General features: G+C 71.2%; 4 protein-coding genes and 1 pseudogene. 3 read left to right on the top strand and 2 right to left on the bottom strand.

The window, feature by feature from the left end; all coding sequences use genetic code 11:
• Together ACIG5E_RS39070 and ACIG5E_RS39065 are read right to left on the bottom strand one after the other, a co-directional pair.
• A pseudogene (locus ACIG5E_RS39070) lies at nt 1-113 on the bottom strand (electron transfer flavoprotein subunit beta); the annotation flags it as partial.
• Nucleotides 114-504: 391 nt separating this feature from the next.
• A complete protein-coding gene (locus ACIG5E_RS39065; RefSeq protein WP_396542014.1) occupies nt 505-918 on the bottom strand; it encodes a thioredoxin family protein in 414 nt (137 codons plus the stop codon).
• A gap of 221 nt (nt 919-1,139) precedes the next feature.
• Between ACIG5E_RS39065 and ACIG5E_RS39060 the strand changes: the two genes are divergently transcribed.
• From ACIG5E_RS39060 to ACIG5E_RS39050, 3 genes are all read left to right on the top strand, one after another.
• On the top strand, nt 1,140-1,565 hold the full coding sequence (locus tag ACIG5E_RS39060; protein ID WP_396542012.1) for a DUF4395 domain-containing protein: 426 nt from the start codon (nt 1,140-1,142) through the stop codon (nt 1,563-1,565).
• Nucleotides 1,566-1,813: 248 nt separating this feature from the next.
• Nucleotides 1,814-2,584, top strand: coding sequence for a lysophospholipid acyltransferase family protein (locus ACIG5E_RS39055; RefSeq protein ID WP_396542010.1), 771 nt, complete (start codon nt 1,814-1,816; stop codon nt 2,582-2,584).
• Nucleotides 2,585-2,868: 284 nt separating this feature from the next.
• A complete protein-coding gene (locus ACIG5E_RS39050; protein ID WP_396542008.1) occupies nt 2,869-4,140 on the top strand; it encodes a TolB family protein in 1,272 nt (423 codons plus the stop codon).
• The last annotated feature ends 104 nt before the right edge of the window (nt 4,141-4,244 follow it).

Raw genomic sequence — 4,244 nt, 5'->3', positions numbered from 1 at the left:
TCCGACAGGAGGCCGTCCACACCCTCCCGGTCGGTGGTGTGGTCGTCCGCGAAACGACGGTCACCCGTCGCGTCCGGCACGTACTTCACACAGACAACGATCCTCAAGCTCACGGCCTTGTCTCCTGTACTGGTCTCGTCCGGCGGCTGCGGCGTGCAAGCGGGAGCGAACTCGGCACGCACCCGCTCCGGGCAGCGAGTTTCCCGTGCCGGTCCGGAACTTCCTGGCAGCATACTCGGCGGTAGCGCAGTGGTCACTACTGGCCAGTAGCTTATGCCGGACGGCCCGCATCACCGCCTGCGCCCATCCTGCCCCAGCCGGGGCCGGCTCCACCTCGCGGGGCTGTGCGAACCGGCGCGAGATTCCCCGGCACGGGCGCGCGAGTGGGGGGCGGGGACGGACGACTGTCGGCGAACGGATAACAGATGACAGCGAACAGATTTCATCATCTGTTCGCTGTCATCTGTTATCCGCCCTCTGTTATCCGCCATCTGTTACCCGTTGTCAGACCGCCTGGCCCAGCGCCGCGATCACGTCCGCCTTGCGCGGCATCCCCGCCGCCCGGCGCACCACCCGGCCCGCCGCATCCAGCACCAACACGGTCGGCGTCCGCAGGACCTCCAGCCGACGGACCAGCTCCAGCTGCGCCTCGGCGTCCAGCTCGACGTGCTCGACCCCGTCGACCATCCCCGCGACCTCGGCGAGCACCCGCCGGGTGGCCCGACAGGGCTGGCAGAACGCGGTGGAGAACTGCACCAGGGTCGCCCGCTCGCCGAGCTGCCCGCCCAGATCGGCCTCCGACAGCCGTACCGTCCCGTCCTTGGTGCGCACCCTCAGCCTTCCGTCGCGCCTGGCTCTCAGCAGCCCGAACGTGGTCGCCACCGCCAGCACGACAACGCACACCACCGGTCCGGTCATCCCTCCAGTCTGCGGCAGCACGTGCGGGCTCCGAAAGGGAGGTCGACCTGCCGACACCGGGCCCGTACGATCGGCGGGTGGACTCCGACCGCCTCTCCCCGCCGCTGCTGACCGTCCGTCGCGCCGTCGCCCCGGGGCCGGCCACCACCGCCAGCTGTCGCTGACACGCCCCGCCGAAGCCGTTCGCCGCAGCCGTCCGTCGCGACCCTCCCGGAGCCCCCGTGCAGACCGACTCCCGCGGTCCCCGCTTCGCCGCCGCACTCACCGCAGTGGCGCTGGCCGCCGTCCTCATCACCGGCAGCGGGCTGCTGCTGGCCGCCCAGACCCTCGTGTTCGTGCTCGGCGCGATCAGCGGCCCCCGGATGTCCCCGTACGGCTGGCTGTTCCACACCTTCATCGCCCCGCGCCTGGCTCCGCCCACCGAGACCGAGGACGAGCGCCCACTGCGCTTCGCCCAGGGCGGCGGGGCCGTCTTCGCCGCCATCGGCACCCTCGGCTACCTCACCGAGGTCAGCTGGCTCGGCCTGCTGTCCACCGCGTTCGCCCTGGCCGCGGCCTTCCTCAACGCCGCCTTCGGCTACTGCCTCGGCTGCGAGATCTACCCGATCGTCCGGCGCGCCCAGGGCCGCCTGGGCGCGGGCGCCTGACGCCGCCCCGATACCACCCGGCCGGGGAACAAGGAGGAACGGATAAGTTCCCAACCGAATTCATCACGGAGATCACACCGTGAATATTCGCTTGACCGCACGCCTCAGGTGACAGCAGGCACTCGTTCGGGGGATCATCTCCGTGTATCACCCGTGACCGCCGCGGCGTGCCGTGCTCCGGTCGGCTCCCGCGCACGGCGCGGGTACCCGCCGTACCGGGCCCCGGCCCGTGGAAGTCAGGACTGACCGTGGCAGAGTTCGTCTACCCGCCGGTGATCGGCGCCGCACTCACCGCCTTCCGCGCGCTCGACGTGCGGATCAAGATCGTCGGTGCCGAAAACATCCCCGCCACGGGCGGAGCGGTGCTCGTCAGCAACCACATCAGCTACCTGGACTTCCTGTTCGCCGGCCTCGGCGCCTACCGCGGCGGAAAGCGCAAGACGCGCTTCATGGCCAAGGACGACGTCTTCCGGCACCGCATCTCCGGTCCGCTGATGCGCGGCATGAAGCACATCCCGGTCGACCGCACCGACGGCCAGCCCGCGTACGACGCAGCCGTGCGCGCCCTCAAGGCCGGCGAGGTCGTCGGGGTCTTCCCCGAGGCGACCATCAGCCGCTCGTTCATGCTGAAGAAGTTCAAGACCGGCGCCGCCCGGATGGCCGCCGACTCCGGCTCCCCGCTGCTGCCCGTCGTCCTCTGGGGCACCCAGCAGCTCTGGACCAAGGGCCGCCCGAAGACCCTCACCAAGCGCCACGTCCCGGTGACGATCATGATCGGCGAACCGATCCACCTGGGCCCGAACGACAAGCCCGTCATGGTCACCAGAAAGCTGCGCGCCGCCATGACCGAGATGCTCGACCGGGCCCAGCGCGAGTACCCCGGCAAGCCCTCCGGCCCGGACGACACCTGGTGGCTGCCCGCCCAGCTCGGCGGCACCGCGCCCACCCTGGAGGTCGCCGAGGCCGAGGACGAGGCGGAGGCCCTCGCCAAGGCCGAGCGCCGCGCCGCCCGGGGCTGACCCGCCCCGCGCTCCCCGAGCACTCCCGTCTACTCCGTGTGACCGAGCAGACGCGATCCGTCGCGTGTCGCCCGGCCCCCGACGCTCCCCGTCTGGCACAGTGACAGCTCCTTCCAGGGGCCTTCCCCTGGATTCGTCCTGAGTCCCTCCCGCCATCGGAGCCGGGGCACACGTCGGAGCGGTCGGAAAGGTCGGAGACGGAGATGACGCGGAGCACCGGTACACGGCAGTCCCTCACGAGCAAGGCCCGCACTCGCGCAACCGCCGGTGCGGGCCTCCTGCTTGTGGGCGCCCTGATCACCGGCTGCGGGGCCGAGCCGGGCGAGATCCCGCTCTCCGAGATCCGCCCGGAGTCCCCCACCGCCACCCCCGAGCCCACCCAGTCCGCGACCCCGGGCGTCGTCGGCGCCGCGAACGCGGAGGCGCACAACGGACTGATCGTCAGCCGGGCCTACACCGACGCCACCCGTACCACCAGTGCCATCGTCACCCTCGGCCCCGATGGCGCCGGCCAGCACCAGGTCACCCAGCCGCCCGAGCGCGCCCGCGACGACCGCCCCGACTGGTCCCCCGACGGCAGTGCCATCGCCTTCGACCGCACCGACCCCCAGACCGGCGCCGCCCGCCTCTGGACGGTCTCCACCACGGGCGACAACGCCCACCAGATCAGCCAGCTCTGCGACGCCGCCAGCGCCACCGCCGACTGCGCCAATGAGGACGAGCGCGCCCCCGCCTTCTCCCCCGACGGAAAGCAGCTCGCCTTCAGCCGCTCCTGGGGAGCCCTCGACCAGGCCCACAACAACCAGGTCCAGTACTCGGACCTCTACCTGATGAGCCCCGACGGCACCAACGTCCAGCGGCTCACCTTCCTGACGAACGACAAGCCCTACTCCGGTGCCGTCAGCAACCCCAGCTGGTCGCCCGACGGCAAGCAGCTCACCTTCGAGTACCGCACCAGCGCCACCGGACAGCCCGCCAACAGCCGCGCCATCTACGTCGTGGGCGTCGACGGCACCGGGCTCCGCCAGCTAACCCCCTGGGAACTGCGTGCCGGCGACCGCGCGGCCTGGTCCCCCGACGGCACCCAGATCCTCTTCACCACCTACCCGGCCGGCGCCGACAACGCCCCCGGCGGCGGCATCTACACCATCCACCCCGACGGCACCGCCGTCGGCGCCCTCACCCCCGCTCCGTCGACAACCTTCTACGGCACCGCGGCCTACGCGCCGGACGGCAAGTCCATCGTCTTCACCCAGGCCCCCGCGGGCTCCGGCACGGATCTCTACAGCATGCGACCGGATGGTACGGGCGTCGCCCGGCTCACCAACAACGCGGACAAGTGGCTCAGCCGTCCGGCCTGGGGAACGGCGGCAGTACCGGCCCAGGCTGCCCAGTCCGAGGCCCCGTCGGCTGCGCCGTCAGCGGCCGCATCAGCAGCCGCAACAGCGGCACCGTCAGCAGCCGCAACAGCATCAGCGGAACCGACGCCGGCCCAGGCACAAGGGCAGCCGAAGACCGATGACAACCGGCTGCCGGACGGCGACGACGACAACTGAAACGGAAAAGCGAAAAGCCCCCGATCCGATGGATCGGGGGCTTTTCTGAATGATTGTTCGGCGGCGTCCTACTCTCCCACAGGGTCCCCCCTGCAGTACCATCG

Origin of the sequence: Kitasatospora sp. NPDC053057 (assembly GCF_044546945.1) — a bacterium.
Taxonomy (GTDB): Bacteria; Actinomycetota; Actinomycetes; order Streptomycetales; family Streptomycetaceae; genus Kitasatospora.
This window is presented reverse-complemented; position numbering and strand designations above follow the sequence as displayed.